This window comes from Microcoleus sp. D2_18a_B4, assembly GCF_036702475.1.
GTDB lineage: Bacteria > Cyanobacteriota > Cyanobacteriia > Cyanobacteriales > Microcoleaceae > Microcoleus.
In genome coordinates, this window is record NZ_JAUBTL010000013.1 from 16,255 (window position 1) to 38,626 (window position 22,372).

At 46.3% G+C, this 22,372-nt stretch carries 24 protein-coding genes; 14 read left to right on the top strand and 10 right to left on the bottom strand.

All coding sequences use genetic code 11. The annotated features are described in order from the left end of the window. Positions 1-6: 6 nt before the first annotated feature. The 4 genes from QUB04_RS10105 (at position 7) to QUB04_RS10120 (ending at position 1,733) form a co-directional block, all read left to right on the top strand. Positions 7-375, top strand: a complete 369-nt coding sequence (locus QUB04_RS10105) for a YkgJ family cysteine cluster protein (RefSeq protein WP_333283834.1) — start codon at positions 7-9, stop codon at positions 373-375. A gap of 172 nt (positions 376-547) precedes the next feature. Then, positions 548-871 carry a hypothetical protein gene (locus QUB04_RS10110; RefSeq protein ID WP_333283836.1) on the top strand — a complete coding sequence of 108 codons (324 nt, stop codon included), beginning with the start codon at positions 548-550 and terminating at the stop codon, positions 869-871. A gap of 230 nt (positions 872-1,101) precedes the next feature. Continuing rightward, entirely contained in the window at positions 1,102-1,389 is a 288-nt protein-coding gene (locus QUB04_RS10115; protein ID WP_333102770.1) for a YggT family protein, read from the top strand. A gap of 89 nt (positions 1,390-1,478) precedes the next feature. Next, positions 1,479-1,733, top strand: coding sequence for a hypothetical protein (locus QUB04_RS10120; protein WP_333283839.1), 255 nt, complete (start codon positions 1,479-1,481; stop codon positions 1,731-1,733). A gap of 17 nt (positions 1,734-1,750) precedes the next feature. Here the strand turns inward: QUB04_RS10120 and QUB04_RS10125 are convergent, their stop codons facing one another. The 4 genes from QUB04_RS10125 to QUB04_RS10140 all read right to left on the bottom strand — a co-directional run bounded on the left by QUB04_RS10125 (position 1,751) and on the right by QUB04_RS10140 (position 6,149). Then, entirely contained in the window at positions 1,751-2,182 is a 432-nt protein-coding gene (locus tag QUB04_RS10125; RefSeq protein ID WP_333283840.1) for a hypothetical protein, read from the bottom strand. A 107-nt stretch (positions 2,183-2,289) separates the two neighbouring features. Next, positions 2,290-3,285, bottom strand: a complete 996-nt coding sequence (locus QUB04_RS10130; RefSeq protein ID WP_333283842.1) for a shikimate dehydrogenase — start codon at positions 3,283-3,285, stop codon at positions 2,290-2,292. Between the two features lie 226 nt (positions 3,286-3,511). After that, positions 3,512-4,876, bottom strand: coding sequence for a P-loop NTPase fold protein (locus tag QUB04_RS10135; protein ID WP_333283844.1), 1,365 nt, complete (start codon positions 4,874-4,876; stop codon positions 3,512-3,514). Between the two features lie 592 nt (positions 4,877-5,468). Beyond that, positions 5,469-6,149: a type 1 glutamine amidotransferase domain-containing protein gene (locus tag QUB04_RS10140; protein WP_333283846.1), complete on the bottom strand. Its 681-nt coding sequence runs from the start codon at positions 6,147-6,149 to the stop codon at positions 5,469-5,471. A 108-nt stretch (positions 6,150-6,257) separates the two neighbouring features. Here QUB04_RS10140 and QUB04_RS10145 point away from each other — a divergent pair, with 108 nt between their 5' ends. From QUB04_RS10145 to QUB04_RS10160, 4 genes are all read left to right on the top strand, one after another. Next, the gene (locus tag QUB04_RS10145) at positions 6,258-7,142 is read left to right on the top strand and encodes a LysR family transcriptional regulator (protein WP_333283848.1); all 885 of its coding nucleotides are present in this window, start codon (positions 6,258-6,260) and stop codon (positions 7,140-7,142) included. A gap of 623 nt (positions 7,143-7,765) precedes the next feature. Further along, positions 7,766-9,106 carry an alkaline phosphatase PhoX gene (locus QUB04_RS10150; RefSeq protein WP_333283850.1) on the top strand — a complete coding sequence of 447 codons (1,341 nt, stop codon included), beginning with the start codon at positions 7,766-7,768 and terminating at the stop codon, positions 9,104-9,106. 159 nt (positions 9,107-9,265) lie between these two features. After that, positions 9,266-9,718 (top strand): DUF732 domain-containing protein, encoded by a 453-nt coding sequence (locus tag QUB04_RS10155; RefSeq protein WP_333283852.1) that lies wholly within the window; start codon positions 9,266-9,268, stop codon positions 9,716-9,718. Between the two features lie 215 nt (positions 9,719-9,933). After that, positions 9,934-10,377: a hypothetical protein gene (locus QUB04_RS10160; protein ID WP_333283853.1), complete on the top strand. Its 444-nt coding sequence runs from the start codon at positions 9,934-9,936 to the stop codon at positions 10,375-10,377. A gap of 108 nt (positions 10,378-10,485) precedes the next feature. Here QUB04_RS10160 and QUB04_RS10165 read toward each other — a convergent pair whose 3' ends face one another. Further along, positions 10,486-13,263 carry a phycobilisome rod-core linker polypeptide gene (locus QUB04_RS10165; protein ID WP_333283855.1) on the bottom strand — a complete coding sequence of 926 codons (2,778 nt, stop codon included), beginning with the start codon at positions 13,261-13,263 and terminating at the stop codon, positions 10,486-10,488. Between the two features lie 656 nt (positions 13,264-13,919). On the opposite strand from QUB04_RS10165, the gene QUB04_RS10170 reads away from it, so the two are divergent. Continuing rightward, the gene (locus QUB04_RS10170) at positions 13,920-15,188 is read left to right on the top strand and encodes a class I SAM-dependent methyltransferase (RefSeq protein ID WP_333283857.1); all 1,269 of its coding nucleotides are present in this window, start codon (positions 13,920-13,922) and stop codon (positions 15,186-15,188) included. 171 nt (positions 15,189-15,359) lie between these two features. Here the strand turns inward: QUB04_RS10170 and QUB04_RS10175 are convergent, their stop codons facing one another. Beyond that, positions 15,360-15,503, bottom strand: a complete 144-nt coding sequence (locus QUB04_RS10175; protein ID WP_333283859.1) for a hypothetical protein — start codon at positions 15,501-15,503, stop codon at positions 15,360-15,362. Positions 15,504-15,945: 442 nt separating this feature from the next. On the opposite strand from QUB04_RS10175, the gene QUB04_RS10180 reads away from it, so the two are divergent. Beyond that, positions 15,946-16,197: a hypothetical protein gene (locus tag QUB04_RS10180; protein WP_333283861.1), complete on the top strand. Its 252-nt coding sequence runs from the start codon at positions 15,946-15,948 to the stop codon at positions 16,195-16,197. A 361-nt stretch (positions 16,198-16,558) separates the two neighbouring features. On the opposite strand, the gene QUB04_RS10185 is transcribed toward QUB04_RS10180, so the two are convergent. Next, positions 16,559-16,954, bottom strand: a complete 396-nt coding sequence (locus QUB04_RS10185; RefSeq protein WP_293206210.1) for a hypothetical protein — start codon at positions 16,952-16,954, stop codon at positions 16,559-16,561. A 340-nt stretch (positions 16,955-17,294) separates the two neighbouring features. Here QUB04_RS10185 and QUB04_RS10190 point away from each other — a divergent pair, with 340 nt between their 5' ends. Both QUB04_RS10190 and QUB04_RS10195 read left to right on the top strand, forming a co-directional pair. Continuing rightward, positions 17,295-17,930, top strand: coding sequence for a hypothetical protein (locus QUB04_RS10190; RefSeq protein WP_333283864.1), 636 nt, complete (start codon positions 17,295-17,297; stop codon positions 17,928-17,930). A 577-nt stretch (positions 17,931-18,507) separates the two neighbouring features. Further along, positions 18,508-18,705 carry a DUF433 domain-containing protein gene (locus QUB04_RS10195; protein WP_333283866.1) on the top strand — a complete coding sequence of 66 codons (198 nt, stop codon included), beginning with the start codon at positions 18,508-18,510 and terminating at the stop codon, positions 18,703-18,705. Positions 18,706-18,835: 130 nt separating this feature from the next. Here the strand turns inward: QUB04_RS10195 and QUB04_RS10200 are convergent, their stop codons facing one another. From QUB04_RS10200 to moaA, 3 genes are all read right to left on the bottom strand, one after another. Next, a complete protein-coding gene (locus tag QUB04_RS10200) occupies positions 18,836-19,276 on the bottom strand; it encodes a DUF7689 domain-containing protein (RefSeq protein ID WP_333283867.1) in 441 nt (146 codons plus the stop codon). Next, a complete protein-coding gene (locus tag QUB04_RS10205; RefSeq protein WP_333283869.1) occupies positions 19,269-19,757 on the bottom strand; it encodes a hypothetical protein in 489 nt (162 codons plus the stop codon). The genes QUB04_RS10200 and QUB04_RS10205 overlap by 8 nt, the downstream gene beginning before the upstream one ends. A gap of 94 nt (positions 19,758-19,851) precedes the next feature. Continuing rightward, the gene (gene moaA, locus QUB04_RS10210; protein WP_333283870.1) at positions 19,852-20,841 is read right to left on the bottom strand and encodes a GTP 3',8-cyclase MoaA; all 990 of its coding nucleotides are present in this window, start codon (positions 20,839-20,841) and stop codon (positions 19,852-19,854) included. A gap of 176 nt (positions 20,842-21,017) precedes the next feature. On the opposite strand from moaA, the gene QUB04_RS10215 reads away from it, so the two are divergent. Then, entirely contained in the window at positions 21,018-21,467 is a 450-nt protein-coding gene (locus QUB04_RS10215; RefSeq protein WP_333283872.1) for a nitrate reductase associated protein, read from the top strand. A gap of 399 nt (positions 21,468-21,866) precedes the next feature. After that, positions 21,867-22,328: an ATP synthase subunit I gene (locus QUB04_RS10220; protein ID WP_333102792.1), complete on the top strand. Its 462-nt coding sequence runs from the start codon at positions 21,867-21,869 to the stop codon at positions 22,326-22,328. Positions 22,329-22,372 lie beyond the last annotated feature (44 nt).

Below are 22,372 nucleotides of genomic sequence, written 5' to 3' on the forward strand. Positions count from 1 at the left end.
CAAACTATGGCTACTTGGCGTTGCGTAAAGCAGTGCGGTGCTTGTTGTTACCTCGACCCAACAGAGCGCCCAGACTTAGACGAGTATTTATCTGAAGACGAATTAGCGCTCTATTTGAGCTTAGTCGGAGAGGACGGTTGGTGTATCAATTTTGACAGAGCGACGCGAGAATGCGGAATTTATGCCGATCGACCGCGCTTTTGTCGGGTAGACTCAGAGGTGTTTCAGGATATGTACGGCGTTGAGCCGACTGAATTGAACGATTTCGCGATCGAGTGCTGCTTGGAGCACATTGAAGATCTTTATGGCGATCGATCTTTGGAAATGATCCGCTTTAACTCGGAAGTCGGAATTCTTGCCTTACCTGACAACTAACGAACTTGATGCGCCTTTGGGCTTTTGTCCCTTCGGCTCATTTTCGATATCGCCATCTCAATTCTTTAATCAAAAGTCTAAAATCTCAAATCGAACGATCGTCTGCCGGTTTCTCACCGGGAGAGTGTCAAAATAAACAAATCAAAGAAATATCGCGCAGTTGAGTTGATCCATGAGCAATCGAGAGGGTTTTACAGGAGGATTTATTGCCGGAGCTGCTGTTGGCGGCTTGGTGGGTGCAGTTTTGGGCGCGGTGCTGTCGCGGCGCGCTGCTGAAGCTTTGCTGAGTGAACCTTCAGACGCAAAGACAAGAAAGATCCGCCAGAGGAAAGCCAGCCAACTCGAAGCCGACAGTATGGAAGTAGCAAGGCTGAGTTTAGAAGATAAAATTGCTCAGCTAAATCAGGCAATAGATGACGTGCGGCTGCAACTCGGCGACGTAAACGGGAATGCGCCGGCGCCCGGCAGCGAGGGTTCGACCGCCAAAGACTCCTGAATCCCTTTAAAATTTTAGATTAGTCGGGCCGATCGATGCGCGCTACTGACATCTTGCACCATTCTCGCTTCACAGGCCTTTCGGGCCTGTGAAGCCAAGAGTGAATTTTATTCTGGGCCGTTACTCTTCTAGCCCGCCCGTAAACAGCCTCATGCTCCCCCTCTCCCCCACCTATGCTAAACTTTAAGTTAAAGTGTCTGTAAACTTTACTCAAACTACAAGCAAAATTTATGAGTTCTTCCATAGGCCTTTTGGCAACCACGCTGTCCACATTTCTGCAAATCTATGTAGCCCTGATGATTATTCGGGTGCTGTTAAGCTGGTTCCCTAACATCAATTGGTACGACCCCCCGTTTTCAATTTTGAGTCAGTTAACAGACCCTTACCTCAATCTATTCCGCTCGATTATCCCCCCCTTGGGAGGGATTGACTTTTCGCCACTAATTGCGTTTTTTGTACTGCAGTTCGGCTCGGAATTCTTGATCGGTCTTTTGACCAGCTTGCAAACATCCTTGTAGTTTGAAAAGCTTAAGTTTTTCAGCATCGAGCGTAAATTGTTTTGCCGACCTAGCTGCCGACAACTAAATTTTAGATTTGACATTTTTAGATGAACTCCCCGGTTGAAAAGCTGGGGAGTTTATCGTACATGAGAAATGAGAAATTGCCAGCCACTCAACAATCTCCTATCAATTCCGGTGTTACCGGAATGATGGGGAGTGGGGAGTGGGGAGTGGGGAAATGTGGAATTATTGACCTTGACTTTATCATTCCCATCCAACCAGAAACAATCTCAAATCTCAAATCGAAAACTGCATCGCAATTTCACGGCCAGCCAACCCAAAATCTCAAATCAGCAATCTAAAATCTCAAATAGTTTCGTTAGCGGCGAACCACGCCAGTAAAACCTGTAGCTTTAAATTGCTTGAGCTTCAAAGGTGTTCTCTGATTGGCTGCAACGGAAATTCTGAGCTGAAAATCGCTAACTCCGGGAGGAACTTCTTCTATAGAACCCAACCGAGTCCGGTTTTGCATCACCGGGTTGTCGTCGGCATCATAAATGCGTCCGAAAATATCGGCATTGACAACTGGTTTGCCGGTGGTATTTTCAGCTTTCCCAGTAATCAAAAAGCAGTTAGCTTCCATAGAACTGCCGCTGGTGACTGTTCCTTCTCCCATTTCGGCAGGACATTCGCGATAAGAAAGGTCGGAAAGTTTAATCTGCGTCAGAGCCCAAGCAGGTGGAGTGAAGACCAAACTAAAAATTCCGATTAGGCAAGTAGCAAAAAAAAGGCTGATAGCTCGAAATTTCATAAATTGCGGGGCAAGTATATTTTAATTCTCAGCTTAGCGCGAATTCAGCCTCAAATTCCTACTTATAGGAATTCGGAAAACTAAAGCTACTTTTTGAAGAAATGGCATTAATCTAGACCTAAATGCTGTCGCAAGGCTTGGCGCATCACATCAACTGGGACAGATTCTTGATCCAGCCAAATTTTTAAGGCGGCTGCTCCTTGTTGAACTAGCATTTCGAGTCCGTCAATAGCTCGCGCTCCCCTAAGCTGTGCATCTTTGAGAAACTGGGTAGGATTAGGGGTGTAAATTAAATCATAGACGATCGCACCTGCTGAAATTCGATCGATCTCACCAGCCGCAACCGGCGACTTTTCCCCCTGCGGATACATCCCCACAGGCGTCGTGTTCACCAGCAAATCTGCCTGCGAGATTAACCTTGACAAATTCTCCCAAGTATGCACCTGCAAATTCTGCACGGGCATCGGAGAATTGACCCAACTCTGCTGAAATTCCCCTAAATTTTGTTCGCTGCGGCCGACAACGTGAATCTCTGCACATCCCAATTGAGCGCATCCAGCCACAACAGCTCTCGCCGCCCCGCCATTCCCCAAAATTACCGCTACTTTCTGACTCCAATCGGAACCCGGAGATCCCCCTAAATCCCCCTTAAGAAGGGGGACTTTGACACAATTCTCCCCCCTTTGTAGGGGCGGTGCCCCCGTGCCCGCCCTAGGAGGGGGATCTGAATCTGATTGGAAAGTTTGAAAACCCCCCGTTTGCAGCGGCGCGAGAAAGCCTTCAACGTCAGTATTTGTGCCGCACCAACCTTTGTCAGTTAGGTACACGGTATTGACTGCGCCGATCGATCGGGCGATCGGGGAAACTTCCGACAGCAGCGGTAAGATTGCTTGTTTGTGCGGAATCGTGATGCTAAATCCCCGAACGCCGATCGCCGCAAATCCTGCAAGAGCAGCTTTTAAATCCCCTGGTTTTATCGGAAACGGCAAGTAAACAAAATCGACTCCCAAGTGGGAAATAGCAGCATTGTGCATCGCCGGCGACAGAGAATGTTCGACGGGATGACCAATTACTCCCAACAGTTTAGTAGTGCCTTTAATCATTTTTGTTAGTTGAGTGTTGACTGTTAACGGTTGACTGTTGACTGTTGACTGTTGACTGTTGATCGGGCAATGCTGTTGACTTTTGAGTGTTGACTTTTGTTAGTTTTCATAGCACATCCTGCTACAATAACGCCCTTATTCTTTAGTCCGCTAGAAGTGAACTTCGTTTGACCGAAGAGCGATTTCAACCGTCAACTGTCAACTGTCAACCGTCAACTGTCAACTGTTAACTGTCAACTGTTTCCCGAAACTCTTTGGCGTCAGCCAAAATCGGATTGACATCAAACCAATAATCTTCGCCGTAACGGTATTCAAACACCCAGAGACTCCGCAGCAATATTTGGTATTTAGTTTCCCCGTTCACAGTTTTGGTAGCGGATACTTGGCGCAGCAATTGCCACTCATCAGGTTCGATCGCCAAAGTAAGCTGGTGGCGGCGCTGGACGATCACATTTTCCAAAGTTTCCCGCGACAGAGGAGGGTCTTGTTTCTGCAGACAGCCATACAGTAGTTGCAGCAAATTGCGGACATGACCCCCGCTGACTCGACACAGGCGATCGAGAGTTTCCGCAGAGTCGAAAACTTTGCCCACCAAAGCATAGCGCTGCGAAGGATGCACCGTCGGAAAGGCCCGCGCCAAAACCATCTGCCGCAGCAATTCCACACCCTCAGAGCACTCAGAACCGTCGCTCAACTGCACCGGCACCATCGGCAAAACCTTCGGATCTACCCCAAATCGATTGGTCAACTGGCCCAAATCGTTAGAGAAAATCAGCACCAAAGGAATTGTATACACGACGTGGCAATTTAGTCTTGCCAATTGTTCGCCGCGATCGACAAACAGGTATTCCGGCTGCAGTCGCCCCGTCGGTTTCGCGCACAGGTGTATGCGATCGAGATTGTCGATAATTACTACAAGTCCTTGTTTTCCTTGGCGTTTGAGTTCTTGATTAGCCGGCTCCAACAACTCCTTATTCAGTGCATTTAAAATTACGTTAGTTCGCGGCTCCAAATATTGCCTCAACTCCGATCGCAGATTCGGAGCATCTTTCGCCTTAGCAGTAATTTTGCCAATTCCCAACGCCAGAGAAAATTCTCCCTCCGTGCTGGCATTTATTTCCCCAAAACCGGGGACATTAGCTTCAGCACTCAAGTCTATTTGAGTTTGAAAAACATCAGCAACCCCTTTGAGCAAAGCTTTAAAACCCGTCGGTTGCAGCTTGATTTTCATTTTCTCGATGCTTTCGCTCACCTGACGAGCAACGCTCAACAAAATGTCAGTGATATCTACATCTGCCATGTCTAAATCTTTACTCGACTCAAAGTAAACAACATGAAATCCTTGTTGCTGCAATTGAGCTTGCAGCCGCAGCAATTCTGTTGATTTACCAGAGCCGATGTGACCGGTGAATAATTGACAGGTAGGTGCATCCGGGGACAGACTGCTGATGGTGCGCTCCAATTGTTCTACGATTGTGCCGCCCCGCACTGATGAGAAATCGATATAGTATTGTCGGTCTTCTTGATTTGCTACTGCCAGGGTGTAGCTGGGATTGCAGGCGCTATAAAATTTCTGTAAATTTAGTTCCATACCCTGTTCCATCTTTCACAACATTATGCCCTAATACCTTATTCGTTTCGCTATGGTAATAATCCGAACAAGTTTCCAACTTTTTATGAGGTTTTATGGGTTCTCAATATCTTGATTCCTCCCTAAACCTGCACTCCCCAATTATACGAAATTTTTGCGTACACGGAATGAATTGAATTTACTAATACCCCCATAAATAAGTAATTTATCCTCGTACAGCGAGCGCGACTTCATTGACATCACAGACGAAAATTTGGCAGTAATGTTCTAGGATAAAAGTGGCGATTGGAGTACGGTTAACCGAAGAAAATAGGTAGTAATTCTGTAGCCCGAAACCCGGTTTTTTTTATAATACCTTCGCCCTTTTTACAGCACGTTGGGCCCTTGTGAAGCGAAACCAACAACTGATTTTAGATTTGAGATTTTAGATTTTTGCTCCAATCTAAAATCTCAAATCTAAAATCCAAAATTTAAAATTGATGGCGTTGGGTACGAGTGCCTCAACCCAACCTACTTTCTTAGAGCATCGTGACTTGGGCGTGAAGGTGTTGTTTAAGAAACCGGGTGTCTCGGTGTGATATTTTTTTGGGCACTACTTATTTTTGAGCAATTCTACCATTTTGTGACCGACACCTGCTGCCGAAGCGGGATTTTGGCCTGTGACGAGCCTCTCGCTGGCGACAACATGAGCCTGAAAATTAGGAACTTTCGTAAAATTAGCGCCGCGTTCAATTAATTTCGACTCCAGCAAAAACGGCACTATTTCAGTCAGTCCCACAGCGGCTTCCTCTTCATTAGTAAAAGCAGCCACAGTCTTATTTGCAATCAGGTGCTCACCATCCGACAACTTAAGATTAACTAACGCCGCCGGCCCGTGACAGACAGCACCCACAATGCCACCTGCTTCGTAAATAGCAGCAGCAATCGCAGCAAGTTCCTGGTTATCTGCAAAATCCCACATTGTACCGTGTCCCCCAGCGTAGAAAATAGCGCTATATTCTGCGGGGTCAATTTGTGCAGGATTGAGCGTATTTTCCACTCGCGCCACCTGTTGCAAATCCTCTAAAAAAGCCTTATTTAGCTGGTCTTCTAAATCAACCCCAACCATTGGAGCTTTGCCGCCTTTGGGGCTGACAAAATCTACCGTTAATCCGGCCTGAGTAAATGCGTCCAATGGATGCGTCACCTCTGGGAGATAAAAACCAGTTTCTTTACCAGTGTCGCCGAGAGTATCGTGGCTGGTTAAAACAATCAGAACTTTTTGGGTAGTCATCGTCTATTCCTCTTACTATCAGGTGTGTTTGTGCTTGTTGTTCTGATCCTAGGTCGAATTTATCTAAAATACAAATTATAAAATTTTAGAGCTGGTATAAATCTATTTATGATTAACTTTGAATGGTATCGCAGCTTTATCGAGGTTTACCGCGTGGGAACCGTATCGGGGGCCGCCCAAGTTCTCCACCTCACACAACCGGCTGTTAGCCAACACGTCGCAGCCCTAGAGTCAGCTTTGGGAAATCCCTTGTTTCAAAGGACTCCGAGGCGGATGGTTCCCACGGAAGCGGGACAAAGACTTTATACTCAAATTGCTGGTGCGATCGAGAAACTCGAATCAATTCCCCACAAAAACTCAACATCCCAAACTCCGCAAACAATCAGAATCGGTACGCCCCAAGAATTTTTCACAGAACGAATTCTCGATCGACTACCGCAGGACGATCGCACTTTTTACACCGTGCAATTTGGGTTAACAGCAGAGTTAATCCAACAACTCAAAGCAGGAAAGCTAGACATTGTAATTGCCACTCAAAAAATCACTTTATCCGATATTGAATGTCAACTGCTATTCGAGGAAAGTTTCTGGCTTATTGGGCCGCCAAATATTGCAAATCCTATTGCTGAAGGAACCAGCCAAGCTGATTTGAATCCACTCGCTCAATGGCTTCTAACCCAACCTTGGATTGCTTACAGCGAAGAATTGCCGATCGCCCGCCGCTTTTGGCGAGTTGTATTTGGCAGAAGAATTGACGTTCATCCGAAACTGATCGTGCCCGATTTAAGAGCAATTAGACAAGCGGTTGTATTGGGATTTGGCTTTAGCGTTCTTCCCGACTACTTGTGTGCAGATTGGGTGAAAGAAAATCGCTTGACACTTGTTCTCAAACCTGCACAGGCTGTTACCAATCGCATCTGGCTGGCTTTCCGAAAATCTGAAAGACAGTTGCCAAAAATCAAACGGATGTTAGAATTTTACCAATTTCAATAATTCTATCAACGCGAGGCTAAGCCTCAAAACCCGTATTCCCAGGCACTCCTTGCGAACGAGAATTAGGACTTTATAGCGGTTCTCATTAGGATGACGTACAGGCTCAGAATGCCGAAAAGAAGAAGCTCCTCGTTTGGAGTGTACTTCATCCAATTGCCAACTGCTATCTCAATGTGCCATTTTTGTAGAAATCCTCGAAGTCAGCCGAGTTGTGGGCGTAGAATTTGAAACGGCTATTATCCGGGTAGAGGTTGAAGAAATAGAATCTGTTAAAAACAATGTATAAAATAGCGAGGCTAAAAAATAAACGGCGCAATTAAAGCCTCATAAATGTTAGTGAATTCTCCTAAAGTTTGACAAGTGAATAGACATACATTCCTTTTAGAGAAATGTTTTTGTATAAAGCTGATTAACGTGTTTTCCACTCTACAACTCCCTACTTAAAAAAAACGTCAACGGGCTGAACAAACAGAGCAATGAACAGCCTGGTTAGCCGCGCAATTACGAGCCGCTGGGATTGACATTGAACAACTATGAGACAACCTTAATGAGAAGTTAAACCAACCTTATCTTGCTCTTGATGCAGGTTTAGTATGCTTTGTTTAATTCACCAGAAAAGACTGATGCAACTATCACGACGAAAGTTTTTTACCTTGGCAGGAGCGAGTGCTGCTGGCACTTTGATGATGTCTCCTCTAGAAGCGCTTTATGCCAGAAAGGCGAATGGTGAATCAGTATTTGGAGGAGGGTATGGGCCCCTCGTACCCGATCCGAATGGATTGTTAGATTTACCCCTTGACTTTCAGTATCGGGCTTTTTCACGAACGGGCGAAATGATGAGCGACGGTTCCCCTGTGCCCGGCGGTCACGATGGCATGGCGGCTTTCCCAGGTCCCCAAAACACGGTGATTCTGGTTCGCAATCACGAACTGAGTCCGAATTCTTCAACCCAAGTTGTGGGCCCAAATCCTTACGATCCTCTTTGCAAAGGCGGAACAACCACACTACAGGTTGGACCTAATCGTCAGCTCGTCAAGCACTACGCTTCGCTTAGTGGCACCTATCGAAATTGTGCGGGCGGCCCGACTCCCTGGGGTTCTTGGATTACTTGCGAGGAAAATGTCTCGACTGTGGCGACTAATAGACCACCGGGCAATCCGACAAATGTCTCGAAATCTCACGGCTACAACTTTGAAGTTCCGGCTCAGGCAACGGCTCCTGTGAATCCCGTACCTTTAGTTGCAATGGGACGGTTTAACCATGAAGCGGTGGCGATCGACCCCAAAACCGGAATTGTCTACGAGACTGAAGACCGAGGAGATGGCCTTTTGTATCGCTTTATCCCATCTCAACGGAACAATTTAAGCGCCGGGGGCACTCTGCAAGCGCTGAAGATTAAGAATAGGCCGCAGGCAAAAACTTTTGCAGGGTTTCCCAAGCGGCAACCGATTCCGGTGGAATGGGTGACAATTGACAATCCTGACCCTGCTACGGATACGGTACGGGTCGAAGGTTTCGGTAAAGGTGCTGCCCAATTTACTCGTGGGGAAGGCATCTGGTACGGCAATCGTGAAGTTTACTTCTGTTGTTCGGACGGTGGCTCTGTTGATGCTGCCACTGGCATACCCAACGGATTTGGTCAGGTTTGGCGGTATCTTCCGGATCAAGATGCGATCGAACTTTTTGTTGAGGCTAAATCGGATGACGAACTCGATGGTCCTGACAACATTGTTGTGGCACCTCATGGCGATCTGATCATTTGCGAAGATGGCGATGATGAGCAGTTCGTCGTGGGCGTAACTCCTAACGGGGAACTGTATCGTTTCGCAAAAAATGCGCTCAACGATCGGGAGTTTGCGGGAGCCTGCTTCTCGCCGGACGGTCGAACTATGTTCGTTAATATCCAAACCCCAGGCATCACGTTTGCCATTTGGGGCCCTTGGAAATCTCAACGAGGAGCATAACATTACTGTCTTATAGTGCGAGCATTTTATTTGCCTGTAAAACGCTCTTATGTTCGCACTATGCAGAATATGGTTAATCACGCCGGATTGTGGAAACATCCGGTGTGAGTTCTCTATAAGCTTATGAAAGTTTAACGGTTTGTGGGAGTTTAAAGAGTAGTGCAATACGTCCGCCAGTCGAAACGAGTGTTTTATTCTCTGGTAATGGTGTCGATCGCCTTTGGCGTTGATTTATCTCAATCTAGTGATTCAGTCGCTCAAATACCCGTTGATTATGTTTGCTATATACAGAAAAGTGATGGTCAAACGATCGACTTAGGTAAGCTTTGTGGAAGTAGTGATAGAGGCCGTCCGATCGCTTTACAGCCCAATGACCAAGACTTTCTTAATAGTTACCAACGATCGTTGAGCAAACGGCTCAATTCAGCCTCATCCGATGCCGTGTCTCGCGTTCAGCGAAATCCCCAAGCTGCTATCGAACGTGCGCGCGGGATATGTAATGCGCTGAGTGCGGGAATGTCGATCGACTTGCTGCAACCTCAAGGCAATGCTGAAGTTGATGCACTTAACGCTCTGGCTCCTAAATATTACTGCCCTGAGTTTGACGACTGAGCAAGGAAGTAACTAGATTTTGAAGGGAAGAAAGGGTTGATTAACGGTAAAACTTTTTCTGATTTTTGCTAACAATCACTTAGATTTACAAGATGTCTTTATGCCATGTATAGCAACCGCCTTGGCGGTTATGGGGTAAACAGAGAATAATCTTCTTTGTTGTGGAGCGATATTCTTAGATAATGGTTTATTATGAAATTTTTCGGTGAAGCAGGATGGGAAAATTTATCAACATCAACAACACTCACATATTTGATATTACTGAGATTCAATCTATCGAGTTTACAGCAAAAGAGATAGGGACTCTTTACCCTCATAGCAAGCTAGCCAAACGCTACACTCAACTAACCGGAAAAGAGTTGGCTGATCCCCAGGGAACAAAGTTTAATGGGACATACGATAAGATTGAAATTGAGTTAAAAAGCGGTCACATAATTTTGATTGAGGACTTCGATCTGAAGGAATTAAGAGAGTATCTTCTTTCATTGTTAGAATCTGTTATCTATTTTGAGTGTGCAGAACTTAAATATAGGAAGCCAGATTCTCACGTATCCATTGATGGAGAAATAGAGGTTACAGCGCGACTACAAACTGAGGACGATCCTCTAAACATAAGTTTTAGGGATTCTGACAGAATTGAGGTAAAGATAGAAAAATAGCCCTTACTTCAAACCTGTAATAAAAAAGGGCTGGCAATTACACCAGCCCTTCAACTAATTTGAGATGTTAAATTATTGCTAATCTAACATCTAAAACCTCAAATCAATCTAGCTTCTGTCAGTAGCAGCTACTGGCTCAAAGCTTGGAACCACCAACTCACCATTCTGCTTAGTGAGTTGATTGTACAGCCTTTCGGTATTCGGGAAATTCGCAGCCGGCAGAGTCGGGAAGCGACGGTAAGGAACAGTATCCTCGCCAAACGCCTCGGCATATTCAACGCTGTTCAACATCGCGTTGATAAAGCCCTTAATCCCTTTACTTGCCAAGATTTGGTTGTACGTCCGAATCTCCGCTTGATTGCGGGGAGCGCGACCCAAGAAGTGCTTGGTTCCCAACTCAATCACCTTAGTATTGGGATAAGGTGCGTAGAACTGTTTGATGTACAGCGATGAGCAGCCCAAAGCTTCAATGAACTCCTTGAGATTGATTTCATTGTTGCCCAGTTTGCTTTCCAGCGCCGTGAATTCATTCTTCACAACATACGGGTTGATGTCGCGCTCAAAAATTTGACGGTAAGCAGCTTGAATTAAAGTTTTCAAAGCTACCTTGTCCGAAGTAGTCGTCAGCTTGAACACCTTAGTTTGTTCGCGCCGCTTGCTGACACCTTGAGCGAGGCTATTTTGTAACTCGAATTCGCCGCGATCGAGCGCAGTGCCGAGTTCGATAAATCGAGGAGTTTCGGGCGTCTGAGCTTGGAAATTTTGCTCAGCGACGGAACCCGATCGCATCGTCCGCATCGACAAACCACCGGGAGTTACATAGCGCTCGTAGGGCACTGTATCTTCCCCGAAAGCTTCGTTGTACTCCATGCTGTCCATGATGCTATCGACCAGCGCGTAGAAACCCTTCTTGGCGCAAATGTCAAAGTAAGCGTTCATTTCCTGACGGCCATAGGTAGGGCGTCCCAGGAGTCGGCGGTGAATGTACTCGATCGCCTTACAAACGTAGAGCTTGCTCCAGTACATATTGCGGAACACGTCAGACTTCGCCAACATCCGAATAAACTCGCGCATCGGAATCTCGCCGTTTTCCAGCTTAATTTCCGCTACCTTTTGGCGCTGACCGTCGAACACATCGCGACCAAACACTTGCAGGTAAGCTGCCCGAATCACAGCTTGGGTGGAACTTTCGGTAAATTTGACACTGGAAGCATTGCTGTAGCTGCTGGAGACACCGCGGGCAGTTTTCTTGGAAGCAACATAGTTGCTCGGTAACTGGTCTAATTTAAAGACCTTGGGGCCCAGAGAACCCGGAGCAGCACCGCGAGCCGCCGGATTGCTCAACTGATTGTCAATACCTGCACCTTGACGGATCAGGATGCGGCGAGTGTCTTTGCCGAAGGGAGCTGGACGGCTCTTGGGATTGCGAGTTTCTTTGGGGAAAATCGCGCCAAACTGAATTTCTAAGGGGTCATTGCCAACACCGTAAACGTGTTGGTCTGGCAGAGGCTGGGTGTAGCCTGCAAACAAGGTGATGAACTGAGGAACCTTGCGGAACGGAGCGCTGAAATTGAACAAATCAATTTGCGGGCCCCAGTTGCGACACTCCTGAGCTTCTTGGCCCAAACCGCGCAGGTAAGGCACTGTTTCTTCGCCGAAGTAATCGGAATACTCCTGGGAATAGACCATCGCGTCTACGAGGGCTGGCAGGCCGCCTTTGCTGACGATCGCAAAATACTTGCTAAATTCCTCCCGCGAGCTCAAACCGCGGCCGAGGAAGTGGCGGGCGGCAAGTTCTACAGCGCGGCTGTTGACAAACGGCTCGTAGAATTGCTGACGGTACAGAGGAGATTTGCCAAGGCGGCGAATAAACTCTTTCATCGAGATTTCGCCATTTTTGACCTTGGATTCCAAGTCAGAAATGCTTTGGCTGTATGCGCGGGTAATATCGCGCTCGAATACTTGGCGGTAAGCTGCTTTGATTACTTCTAGCTTTTCTGCCGAAGACAGACCGGTTTTCATGACGAATTTCGATCGGCGCTCGGCTGCGTTGAAGTAGATTTGAGGCAGTTGCAGCCCTTGCTGGTCGTTGCTTTCGCGCTGCCGCACCTTGTCTGAAGGTGTGGGAGCTTTGAATTCGGTAATTGCTACGTCGAAATACTGTCCGACGATCGCACTTGCCTCTGCATTGTTTCGGAAATAGCCCAAAGATGCTGCCTTCATTTCCTGCATTGCCACAATTGTGGCCGCCGAAGAGCAAGCATTTTCGATGATTTCCCGCAATCCGCGCACGTTCACCGAAATAATGTTCGGGTCGCCAGCGACAATTGCGTAGGTGATGTAACGCAAAAACCAGCTCAAATCCCGCAGAGATTTGGTCATGTTGCCCGGGCCGTAGCGCGAGACATTGATCGGCTGAAATCCTGCTGGGATTGGGCCGCTGTAGCCGCCACCGTTGCCAGAAAATAGATTTCCCAGCCCTAAGAATCCGCCGCCACCGCCACCGCCGTTGCCGCCGCCTGCGCGACCTTCAACGTAGGTAACAGTTCCCAGTTTCATGCCTTCAGAGACATTGCCCGAGCCGCCGCGAGCCGCGCCTGCTACAGCCATCGCAGGTTCTTGTGGTCTTTCCAAAAATGCCAGCGGGGAACCGCCGGTAAAAATCCGGTTGGCTGCGCGGGATACTATCAGTTCCGAGTTTTGGGTCAGCGTCGCAGAGATATCGATCCGAAGAGCCCCTGAACTGAAATAACTTGCCAGTTCGCTGAGTTCGCCCCGCTGTAGAAAGCGGTCTTGCTGTTCTGCTTGCGAAATTGTTGCGACCGGTACAGTTTGATATAGTTGCGGACGCGCAACCGAGCTTCCACCACTTGCTTTTACAGTCATTAGACTCCTTAGCTCCCTATCTAAATCGTTGCAGCATTTAACCAGACTAACCTTGCCTTCTCATGCAGGTCAAAGTAGGTATTTTTGCTTTGTTTACTTTTTGCCTTTACCTGTCACGAGGTTCGGGCGCGCTTACTTTCTTAGATTAAAATGTTTTGGTTTCATCTTTCTGCCTGCGGGGAAATGTCCGATCCGAAGGCAGGCACGGGGTACTCCCTCCGCTGCACTCCGCCGGCATACCCGTGGAAAAAAAGACTCGGCAGGAGAGTTGCCTTTGGGCGATCGCAGCCAGTGCCTTGAATTAAAGGAAAAGAAAATCAAAAATTTTCTTCTGCCTGTTTCGGGGCTGTTGACTTTCTGCGGAAAGACGCCTCCGCTTTACCCGACAGTTCAGCGGTGGGCTATTGACAGTCCTCGTTTGTTAAAAAGCCTGTCGAGATTTATTGTATAGATTTAAGAGAGCTTATATGAGAAAAAATGATAAGTTTTATTACGCAGAAGCTGTCAACCGATTTTAGATTTTAGATTTTAGATTTTAGATTGAAGAATCGACCCCACCGATAAATCCGGGGGCGCGGATCAAATTGCTGTCGGTCAGTGGTCAGCGGTCAGTTGTCAGTCCAATCCCGAATCCCCAAGCGCAACAAATGTCACCTATGGATACTACACCCGATATCAGTGCTGCCGTGCGGCGGCTGTACGATACTTTCCCTTTCCCGCCCGATCCTTTGTCCGATGAACCGCCCCCTGGGTACAACTGGCGCTGGAGTTGGCCTGATGCTTACAATTTTTGCACTGGCCAAAAGCCGCCCAAACTAGATGTTCGGATTTTAGATGCTGGCTGCGGCACTGGTTCGAGCACTGATTATCTGATTCACCTCAATCCTGAAGCTTCGGTAACGGCGATCGACCTGAGTGCGGGTGCTTTGAAGGTAGCACAAGAACGCTGTCGCCGATCCTCTTCGAGGGCTTCGCTAACGGGAGCGCGGGAAGCTGATTTTCGCCACCTCAGCCTGTACGATGCGGCTGAGTTAGAGGGCGAGTTTGATTTGATCAACTGCGTGGGCGTGCTGCACCACTTACCCGATCCGATCCGGGGCATTCAAGCGCTGGCGGCGAAGTTGGCGGCGGGCGGTTTGATGCACATTTTTGTGTATGCTGAGCTCGGACGCTGGGAAATTCAATTGATGCAAAGGGCGATCGCCCTTCTCCAAGGCCCGCAAAAAGGTGACTATCCCGATGGTGTGAAAGTCGGCCGTCAAATCTTTGCTTCCTTACCAGAAAACAACCGTCTTGTCAAGTACGAAAAACAGCGTTGGGCAGGAGAAAATCAGCGGGACGAATGTTTTGCTGATATGTACGTTCACCCGCAGGAAATTGACTACAATATCGAGACTTTGTTCGAGTTAATTGACGCTTCGGGATTGGAATTTATCGGTTTCTCAAATCCTGGATATTGGCAGTTAGAAAGACTTTTGGGGAAAGCGCCGGAATTGATAGAAAGAGCTCAGGGTTTGACGGAACGGGAGCTTTATCGATTAATTGAATTGTTGGATACGGAAATTACTCATTACGAGTTTTTCTTGGGCAAAAAGCCTGTTAATAAGATTGATTGGTCGGACGATAAGGCATTTTTGGCGGCAATTCCAGAGTTGAGTGGTTGTATGCACGGTTGGCCGAGTCAACAAGTGTTTGATTGCAATTACCAATTGCTCAATTTGTCAAGTGCGGAATATGAGTTTTTGCAAGGTTGTGTACCCCCCCCAGCCCCCCCTTATCAAGGGGGGGAGAAAGAGGGAACCTCGCTTGGGCAAGGTAAATGTGGGAAGAGTGTTGGGGAGATTTTGGCGGATGTGGAGATGGGATTGGATGAAGTGCGATCGATCTTATCAAAACAGCTAATTTTGCTCACACCGAAATTATAGGGCTTTTTCATTATGTGAACGAACCGCGAAGACGCGAAGTGCGCGAAGGAAGAACTGCATCTGCTTCTTTCTCTTCCTTCGCGTCCTTCGTGCCTTCGTGGTTCATTTTATCTTACTCCTAAAATCCCAAATGGATTGACACAGGCCCCCGTCTGCGGCTACGCTTTGAAGTTAGAGGTTGCTTTGCTTGTAGAGGAAGTAGCCCGCGTCGCCCAAAAATCTAGTTGCACTGCCCAAAGCTGCTGGTAACAGCAATGGACAGCTAACCGCCAAACTGGTATCAGCAGTCTGGAGGCTAACGGAGTATGATAACACTCTCTGTAGCCGCCCTGCTATGCGTTGAAAAGCGGGGCGGCTGGGTTTTTGGGTTTTTCTAGAAAACCTAAAACCAGGAGAACATAATTATTTGACATACTCCCCTGCCTAAAGGCGAGAGGATTCTTAACACTTCACCGACCAATGCTACCGAAGTAGTCTTACTCAGCCTCCATGTTCATTTTAAGTCGTGGCAATGCCCTATCCCGACTATATGTATCGTTTTGTTTAAAAAACATTAACAATACTTTGTTTTGCTTCCAGGTTGGATTTTAACCATTGCCCTTGGGTCTTTCCCTATTACTGGATCAGTCCCGGTTTCAACTCAAGATGAGTATATATCGCTGCAATCTTAGGTGGGGATTTCAACCAATTAAACTATAGCATAAAGCCGTCCTAAAAGGACGGGGCTGGCATCCCATTTTCTCGGTCACAGGAATTCTTGCCTGACGACAACAAATTCGTTAGCGCAGCCATCGAAGAGGATCGGCCAAATGACGACTCAGCAGCAGAATCGGAACAGGATGTGGTTTGTGTAACGGTGACAGGTTCGCCCAAGGGTGTCAGGGAAACCATACTCACCTTGTACCGGCTGGGATTTGCCCAAGTTGGCGATTGGAGTCCCCTACAACGTGCAGCTAATCCGAAGCAAGTGATGAGTGTGCTGATTCGCCGTCGGAAGCGCAAAGCGTAGGTGTTTGCTCGTTCCCAGGCTAGAGCTTGGGAACACATTCCATGAGCATCTGCCTCCTGTTTTTGTTTTTATCCGCTAGCGAGGCAGAGCCTCTGGATCTCGGTTCCCAGGCTCTAGCCTGGGAACCAGTTAAAAAACAGGAGGTCTTTTTTTAATCCGCAGCGAGTGGCGAGGGTGATCGCCGTATCCCTGGTGTAGCGAACTGTTAAGTACCTACACAAAATTAATTGTATATTTTATTATTAGTTGTAGGGACTTAGCATGCCAAGTCCCTACAAAATCGGTGGTTAAGTAAAATCAACACAAAAACATACAATTAATTTTGCCTACCTACTTAAAAAGAAGAGTACAAGTAAGTCTTTCATTTAGTTCGGCAAAGAGCAGGTTCTATTTGAGCGCGAAGCGCTTCGTTAGACTCCCAATCTTTCGCTCGTCTTAAAATTAAATTTTGACCATCTGAGCCAATCCCTATTAAGTTTAGACTACTAGCTAGTAATAATGCCCCATCATTACTCTCATTCATAGAAAAGGAAGATACTTTGCCTTCTCTTCTTGCTTTGTCTGCCTGATCGATAGTTGCTAAAGTATTAATCAATTCTCTGTTGTTAGTACGCACAGGTAATTTTTCGCCTTCAGCAATTCGTAATCCACATATCTGAACTGATGGCGCTGAACAGCCACTAACTAGGATCAAACTTAAAATTGAAAAAGCAAGGCTTCTTTTAAAAAACATATAGACTTTAATTACAAATAGCATTGTTTAGGCACATAGTAATATAACATAATCCAGAAATGTTGAATGGTGTAACAAAACTTAACATTAATGGGTATATCTATCCTGTCAGTCGTAGGGTGCGTCAGTTGTCCTTATTTTCGGTAAAAATCGACAATCTACGAACTGACGCACCCTACAAGTTTCAGTTGAGCCGTAGGGTGCGTCAGTTGTCCTTATTTTCGGTGAAAATCGACAATCTACGAACTGACGCACCCTACTTGAACTAGAGCCTGGTAAAATCCCAAATCCCAAATGGATTGACACAGGCCCCCAAATGTACTATGTTATAATCACAATAAAGAACGTCCTATAGAGATAAACAATGACTAATTATCATTACTGGCAATACTTCTTAAATTTAGAAACAGATTTGATTAATACATCACGCTATATTGAATTTACTGGTGTTAATGATAGCAATGTTGTGAATAATACTCAAACTTTTTCTACTGAATTACTTAGAATATTTTTAGCTGCTTGTGCTGAATGTGAAAATACACTTAAGATTATTCTTGCAAAAGAAAACTCTTCTGTAAATAATATCAAGGGAGATATTAAGAAAAAACAACAAGCTATAATGAACATTTCCACCTACCGCGAATTACCAAACCAAACTATTGATTGCCCAGCTTATAGTTTAAATTTCACTCCTTGGACAGCCTGGAACACCCCCGAAAATCCACCTCAATGGTGGAAAGACCATAATGATGTAAAACATGGACGCGCGAATGATATAGTGTCTAATTATCATTTAGCAAATCTATCTAATACATTAACTTCTACGGCTGCTTTAATGTGTTTACTTTTCGAGTATTACAAAAAACCTGTAAATGAAAATGAGGGTGAAAACGTTATTAAATATCATGTTTCCCTTCCTCCCGTATTTACACCGAAACTTTTCATTCCTAAAAAATCAGGTTTAGGATTTGGAAATATAAATTGGGTTTGGCAACCATAACTTTAATTTTAATGCCAACCGTCCCAGTGCATCCAGTTTTTAAAAAAGCTGTGGGTTCTCAGTCGTGAGTGTGACGCAAAAAAGCTAGACCGCCACCGCTCGACTTTTCCGATCACCCCGACCGACACTGCCTGCCATCGCTCGACACTGCCTGCCATCGCTCGACACTGCCTGCCACCGCTCCAACACTCCGACCGATGCCGCTAAACCCACACTAGACCCGCGAGTTGTGCGCTTGTGACGCGCTTGCCACTGCCAAAGGTGGAATCATCCCCAAACCCGCTAAACCCCGCCAGATGGTGCATTTTGTAGCCTTGCCTGTGGTGTCGGGGCGATCGCCCCGTGTCGATCGGACTGCCGCCAATTTTGGAGTCTTATTGGTGGAAAACCCTACTAAATTCGGCAGACATCAAAGCCTGTCTTGCTTTTGCCGCAGACCATGAGAAAACTGATCCGCCTTGGCTATTTTCAACGTCAGGTTTTTTTATCCCAACTTGCTCAAACCTGAAATCCTGACCTAAACAAATCAGGATTTTTTGCAGTTATAATTACGCTTATTAGTACAAAATATTGCTTTATGGACTACCACGACCTCATCACAATTGAACCGGGAAAACGCAGTGGCAAACCATGTATTCGGGGAATGCGAATCACCGTCTACGACATCTTAGAATATCTCGCATGTGGCATGACGGAAGCAGAAATTCTGGAAGATTTTTCGGAATTAACTTCGGCAGACATCAAAGCCTGCCTTGCTTTTGCGGCGGGCGGATAGATACAATCCTGGACGCACTCCGACAAAGAAACCGGGTTTTTTACCTAATCTGTCGGTACAACCAAGTAATTTGGTAAAAAAACCCGGTTTCTGGGCCCCATGCGTATTGTGCGGCTATAATTGCTCTTCCCTAATTTATCGCACGTTTAAGAATTTGACCGACAACTCCGTACCTGTCGCCTGTCAATCCATCCAATTCGTGTTCAACATCTTCCAACCATCCAAGTTTACTTGTCCATTTACCATTAGGTAACTGTCTGGCTGCATGAGTTGGGATACCGCTAGAGTCAACATATATTGCTATTTTCTGATATCCAGCTTCTAATATATCACCATTACAAAATTCATATCCCAGTGTTTGATAAGCCTGAATATATGCGTCTAAAGTCTCCTCTTGCGGCACGCCTTCTGGCCAATAGAATTGCTCTCCAGGTATCGGTTGCCACCAGCGATCTTCTTCACCAGCAGCCCACGCAAAGCAGTTATATTCCTCTGACTTTTGGCTAGTAACTCGATAATCAGTGCGAGACAAGTTCGGCCATTTAATTTCAAGTTCCGGTCTTCTATACATTCTCTTCAATCGCGTAGCCTCGATCTTTCCCCCACTCTATCCAAGCTGATGCCATCTGTTTTACCCTACCCCTTTGTTCCGGTTTAATGGGATTTTCACCCGTAATTTCATTCAATGCAGCTAACCAGTAAAGGGGATTTTTTTTCAGTTCCGATAGCAACAGCGGTACGACTTGAGAACCCATATTAATAATTTCCTGATATGCAGGATGCTGAGACATTTGAGCTGTCGAAGACATCCCCCCAACTTCACTCTGCCATTCCGTAGCAAGAGTATAAAACTTGTCAATTACCTCGATCGCAATTTCAGCATTTTGATTGCGAATATCTCGATCGGTATTTGCTGCGGGATTTTCTCGTTGCGCGATCGAGCTTTCAATGTTCATCAAGACTAATTCTTCGATGGATACATTCATCTGGGCAGCAACTTTTTGTAGTTTCAGCATCAGCCGGTCTGAAATGGCGATCGAGATGGTGTTCATCGTTAAAAACCTGATTTATAATTAACCACAGAGAACGCAGAGATTACAGAGAGGGGGAGAGAATATCGAGGGAATACTAAAATCGGAATTGATATCACCCGCCGATTTGAGACATGGTGCGGCTGTAATTTCCTTGAGTAGTTCCCGAATCTCGCTGCTTGAAATTAATCTCCGGTTTAATCTCTAATATGTGCTGCACTCGATCGCGCAATTCGCTTGTAGACACCCCATTCCGTAAAGCAGTTTTTAAGTCAATTTGACCAGTTTCGTTCAGCAGACAAGGCCGCAGCCACCCGTCAGCAGACAAACGCATCCGGTTGCAGCGATCGCAAAAACACTCGGACATTTGGCTGATAAATCCTAAAGTGCCCTTCGCCCCCGGAATTTGAAACACATCCGCCGGCCCATTTCCGCGCACTCCCGACTCGGCTAACCCGTATTTGTCGCTAATTTGTTGCCGCAATTCTGCTGATGCTACCCAACCTTTATCGCCAAATAAATCCCCATTCCCGATCGGCATAAACTCAATAAAACGGACGTGCCAATTGCGGTTAATTGTTAACGCCGCTAAATCCAATATTTCGCTGTCATTCACACCGGGAATTACCACAACATTCAGTTTCAGCGGGTCGAATCCTGCTTGATAAGCTGCTTGAATTCCCTCCCAAACCTGCGTCCATCGCGATCGTCCCCGACTGCCAATTATCTTATCAAAAGTCTCCGGTTCCAGGGAATCCAAACTAATATTAATCCGGCGCAAACCAGCATTGTAGAGATTTTCCGCCATTCCCGCCAACAAAAAGCCATTAGTTGTCATTGACAAATCTCGCGTTTCGGGCATTGAGGCGATCGACCTTACCAATTCCACCACCCCAGGCCGCAGCAGGGGTTCCCCTCCAGTCAAGCGAAACTTGGTAAATCCCACGGGTATAAAAACTTCCCGCAGCAGAGTTAGCAATTCCGAGTGAGTTAACAACTGCTGTTGCAATACATAGTCCAACTCGCTACCTTCTGGCATACAGTAGAGACAGCGGAAGTTGCAGCGGTCAATCAAGCTAATCCGAAGGTAGTCTACGGTATCCATGTCAATAGTTTGTAATATTATTTAATTATAAATGCTGACTCGATTTTCTGCAATTATTGATAGAGAGCAATAAACCTGCATCAATTTCTTTTCACCTTCCCCCCCCTCTCTTACTCTGCGCCCTCTGCGCCCTCTGCGGTTAATAAAAAAAATCTCATTCACAAATTTGTATATTTATGTTCTTTGAATTTGAAGCTGACTTTGTAGAAGCCCTGCGCTGCATTCCGATGCAGGTACGTCTCAAATTAGATACTTGCGGCATTAAATTAAAGTTGCAGGATTGGAATCATTTTAACCAAGCAGAACGTCAAATGCTTGTAGAGAAACCTTGCTTAACAGAAGCAGAAATTATCGATTACCGAGAACAGCTAAACCAAGTATTAATTCAAAACACAGGCAAACCGGGAACTGATTTGGCGCTTGATGAAAATCCCCCGTGGATGGACGCTGCAACTGTACCGGAGTCGGTTTCTGCAAAAGCGCAAGAGCTCGGCGTGACAATTTCTTTGGCCCAGTGGGCGAGTTTGCAGCCTCTACAGCGATTTGCTTTGATTAAGCTTAGTCGATCGAGCCACGAGAATAAAAACTTTCTCCCCGCTGTTCGAGAGTTTGGCATTATTGAATAATATCTAATTTCTACTCGTTACCGGGCGAGGCAGAGCCTCTGGATATAGGTTCCCAGGCAGAGCCTAGGAACCAGTAATTTGAATTAACTCTTGTAGCGCGCAGAGGCAGACAAGGGAGAGTTACCTCATCGATTCGGGCGATCGGCCTTTCTCACTTCTCACTAAGTGAGATTTGCTTAGTGAGAGAAACGAGAACAATGTGTAATATAGTGCGATCGGGCGGTTGGAGAGGTAGGGTGAGGTCGATCGGACATTTAACGGCTTGAGGTTTCCGAAGCGCCAGACACCAAATTCTGAAAATATGATTAATTTTATTTTAAGTATTGTTACCGCAGCGTGGTATGATTTTTCTGAGTTTGCAAAGCACTCGCCTGCTACCTGCATTAGTTTCTGAGCTTCGTGAACACGCAAAACACACCCACCGAACCCACACCAGCAACCGAGGATATTCCTCAAGCTGGCACAGTCTCGACAGTCTCGACAGTCTCGTCCGAGACAACGAATCCCATGCAAGACTTTTATCGCCTCCAACAAGAGTTGTTGGCGTACACCCTTGCTTTTACGGCGATTATTTTTATCTCCGTTTGGATTTTTTACTCGCTCAATATTGCCCTGAATTATTTGCTTGGGGCGAGCACAGGTGTGGTTTACTTAAAGATGTTGGCTAGAGACGTTGAACGAATCGGCAGCCAAAATCAACGCATCAGCAAGACAAGGCTCGGTTTGTTTTTCGCGGTGATGATAGTAGGAACACAGTGGAATCAGCTACAGATTTTACCGATATTTTTGGGATTTCTGACTTACAAAGCTGCGCTGATGGTTTACGTGATCCGAAGTGCATTAGCACTAGATTACAGGTAAGTCAGGTAAGAAGAGCAAAACTCAACTCATCGATTTGTATGGGG

Excerpts from the sequence above, each read along its gene's own strand:
- QUB04_RS10105 (WP_333283834.1), top strand. The coding sequence starts at position 7 with ATGGCTACTTGGCGTTGCGTAAAGCAGTGCGGTGCTTGTTGTTACCTC.
- QUB04_RS10110 (WP_333283836.1), top strand. The coding sequence starts at position 548 with ATGAGCAATCGAGAGGGTTTTACAGGAGGATTTATTGCCGGAGCTGCT.
- QUB04_RS10115 (WP_333102770.1), top strand. The coding sequence starts at position 1,102 with ATGAGTTCTTCCATAGGCCTTTTGGCAACCACGCTGTCCACATTTCTG.
- QUB04_RS10120 (WP_333283839.1), top strand. The coding sequence starts at position 1,479 with ATGAACTCCCCGGTTGAAAAGCTGGGGAGTTTATCGTACATGAGAAAT.
- QUB04_RS10125 (WP_333283840.1), bottom strand. The coding sequence starts at position 2,182 with ATGAAATTTCGAGCTATCAGCCTTTTTTTTGCTACTTGCCTAATCGGA.
- QUB04_RS10130 (WP_333283842.1), bottom strand. The coding sequence starts at position 3,285 with ATGATTAAAGGCACTACTAAACTGTTGGGAGTAATTGGTCATCCCGTC.
- QUB04_RS10135 (WP_333283844.1), bottom strand. The coding sequence starts at position 4,876 with ATGGAACTAAATTTACAGAAATTTTATAGCGCCTGCAATCCCAGCTAC.
- QUB04_RS10140 (WP_333283846.1), bottom strand. The coding sequence starts at position 6,149 with ATGACTACCCAAAAAGTTCTGATTGTTTTAACCAGCCACGATACTCTC.
- QUB04_RS10145 (WP_333283848.1), top strand. The coding sequence starts at position 6,258 with ATGATTAACTTTGAATGGTATCGCAGCTTTATCGAGGTTTACCGCGTG.
- QUB04_RS10150 (WP_333283850.1), top strand. The coding sequence starts at position 7,766 with ATGCAACTATCACGACGAAAGTTTTTTACCTTGGCAGGAGCGAGTGCT.
- QUB04_RS10160 (WP_333283853.1), top strand. The coding sequence starts at position 9,934 with ATGGGAAAATTTATCAACATCAACAACACTCACATATTTGATATTACT.
- QUB04_RS10165 (WP_333283855.1), bottom strand. The coding sequence starts at position 13,263 with ATGACTGTAAAAGCAAGTGGTGGAAGCTCGGTTGCGCGTCCGCAACTA.
- QUB04_RS10170 (WP_333283857.1), top strand. The coding sequence starts at position 13,920 with ATGGATACTACACCCGATATCAGTGCTGCCGTGCGGCGGCTGTACGAT.
- QUB04_RS10185 (WP_293206210.1), bottom strand. The coding sequence starts at position 16,954 with ATGCTATTTGTAATTAAAGTCTATATGTTTTTTAAAAGAAGCCTTGCT.
- QUB04_RS10190 (WP_333283864.1), top strand. The coding sequence starts at position 17,295 with ATGACTAATTATCATTACTGGCAATACTTCTTAAATTTAGAAACAGAT.
- QUB04_RS10195 (WP_333283866.1), top strand. The coding sequence starts at position 18,508 with ATGGACTACCACGACCTCATCACAATTGAACCGGGAAAACGCAGTGGC.
- QUB04_RS10200 (WP_333283867.1), bottom strand. The coding sequence starts at position 19,276 with ATGTATAGAAGACCGGAACTTGAAATTAAATGGCCGAACTTGTCTCGC.
- QUB04_RS10205 (WP_333283869.1), bottom strand. The coding sequence starts at position 19,757 with ATGAACACCATCTCGATCGCCATTTCAGACCGGCTGATGCTGAAACTA.
- moaA (WP_333283870.1), bottom strand. The coding sequence starts at position 20,841 with ATGGATACCGTAGACTACCTTCGGATTAGCTTGATTGACCGCTGCAAC.
- QUB04_RS10215 (WP_333283872.1), top strand. The coding sequence starts at position 21,018 with ATGTTCTTTGAATTTGAAGCTGACTTTGTAGAAGCCCTGCGCTGCATT.